Origin of the sequence: Corynebacterium sp. MSK218 (genome assembly GCF_030232655.1) — a bacterium.
Taxonomy (GTDB): domain Bacteria; phylum Actinomycetota; class Actinomycetes; order Mycobacteriales; family Mycobacteriaceae; genus Corynebacterium.
The window spans coordinates 1-1,891 of record NZ_JASPGN010000025.1; the positions used below are offsets into that span (position 1 = coordinate 1).

3 protein-coding genes are annotated in these 1,891 nt (G+C 53.2%); 2 read left to right on the forward strand and 1 reads right to left on the reverse strand.

All coding sequences use genetic code 11. From position 1 onward, the window contains the following. The coding region (locus QP922_RS12740; protein ID WP_284809901.1) for an MFS transporter at positions 1-724 on the reverse strand (724 nt) is incomplete at its 3' end. Positions 725-775: 51 nt separating this feature from the next. On the opposite strand from QP922_RS12740, the gene QP922_RS12960 reads away from it, so the two are divergent. Both QP922_RS12960 and erm read left to right on the forward strand, forming a co-directional pair. Beyond that, positions 776-823, forward strand: a complete 48-nt coding sequence (locus QP922_RS12960) for an erythromycin resistance leader peptide (RefSeq protein ID WP_011116968.1) — start codon at positions 776-778, stop codon at positions 821-823. Positions 824-922: 99 nt separating this feature from the next. After that, positions 923-1,777, forward strand: a complete 855-nt coding sequence (erm, locus tag QP922_RS12745) for a 23S ribosomal RNA methyltransferase Erm (RefSeq protein ID WP_005390949.1) — start codon at positions 923-925, stop codon at positions 1,775-1,777. The last annotated feature ends 114 nt before the right edge of the window (positions 1,778-1,891 follow it).

The following is a 1,891-nucleotide window of genomic DNA, read 5'->3' on the forward strand; positions in this document are numbered from 1 at the left end:
ACTCACAATGAACATCCTCTCCTACGGACACAAGATCCGTACAAATAGGGTGTCCACTAAACGAGGGTAACCTCATTCCCACACCACTGGTTAAAGGTTGAATGTACGTGTAAACCATGTTGTGCGCTACTGTCCAGCCGAAGAGCGCTACAAGCACCCCCATCACACCAGGCATCAAAATCGATCTCTTAAGGACTTTGGTTCCTGGGCCATCTCCAACAAGTCCCGGCCGGGGAGGAACTGTAAACGTAATCCATAACGCCAAAACGATGGATGCGACTGTTAGCATGCCGAGCGTCAATCTCCAACCAAAGTGTTGACCCCCTAATGCACCAAGCGGGACTCCAAAAGCTAAGGCGAAAGGCTGCCCAAAACCGATAATGGCAAGTGCGCGACCTTGGTTTTCCGAACTGACTAAACTCCGAGCGTAATTTGCCACAAGGCCCCAAACGACGCCTCCAGCCATACCGGCAAGAAACCTAGCAAGAAAGGCTAACCACAAATACGAAGTAATAGCAGTGAGAGCGTTGAAAACGCCAAGCCCGATGATAGCTATAACCAAAAGTCGCTTACGCGGCATTTTTCGAGTTGCTGTCATCACCGGTATTGCAGCCACCACAGATCCAGCCGCATAAGCGGTTAGAAACTGTCCTACTTTTCCCGTTGTCGTTCCAAAGGACTCACCCATATCAACCAAAACCCCCGTAGGTATGGTCTCGGTCATTATGGCCAAAAAGGCGGCACCCCGCGAATTTAAATGGATATAATTAGACCCATGTTGATTTCAGGTACCGCTTTCTTGCGGTTGCGCACCAACCGCTAAGGCGGTTTCCTACCCCGTAGGTTAAAAACCGCTCCGGTCCTTTAGCCGGGCGGCTATTTGTCATGCCCGGCTCCCTTTCAAATCCAAGGAGCACACCTGATGTCTGCATACGGACACGGCCGTCACGAGCATGGCCAAAATTTTCTCACCAACCACAAGATCATCAACTCCATCATCGACCTTGTGAAACAAACCTCCGGCCCCATCATTGAGATCGGACCAGGAAGCGGTGCCCTCACTCACCCGATGGCCCACTTGGGGAGGGCGATAACGGCAGTTGAAGTGGACGCAAAACTAGCTGCCAAAATCACACAAGAAACCTCCTCGGCGGCGGTCGAAGTGGTCCATGATGATTTCCTTAACTTCCGGTTACCCGCCACTCCCTGCGTCATTGTGGGAAACATTCCCTTTCACCTCACCACTGCCATTCTTCGAAAGTTGCTGCATGCGCCAGCATGGACTGACGCTGTACTCCTCATGCAGTGGGAAGTCGCTCGCCGCCGGGCCGGGGTAGGCGCAAGCACGATGATGACGGCTCAGTGGTCCCCATGGTTCACATTTCACCTGGGTTCTCGGGTACCAAGGACTGCTTTCCGGCCACAGCCAAACGTTGACGGGGGGATCTTAGTGATCCGCCGGGTGGGTGACCCGAAGATTCCGATAGAGCAGCGCAAAGCCTTTCAGGCGATGGTGCACACCGTTTTCACTGCCCGGGGACGCGGGATAGGGGAAATTCTCCGAAGGGCAGGGTTGTTTTCATCACGTTCAGAAACACAATCATGGTTGCGCTCGCGAGGAATCGACCCCGCGACCCTACCTCCCAGATTGCACACCAACGACTGGATCGATCTCTTCCAGGTGACTGGTTCCTCTCTACCTCACCATCGACCCATTTCACCATCGGGAAGTAGTCAACGACCTCCTCAACGGAAAAACCGAAGCCGGCGGCGTTAATCCCCACCAAAACCGAAATCCACCAGTAGTACTAAAAGGGCCCTTCCGGTTTTAGAGTGCGTTGATTTTGTCCTGTAGTTGTCCGGAGTGGATCAGGCACCGCAAGATGTAGTG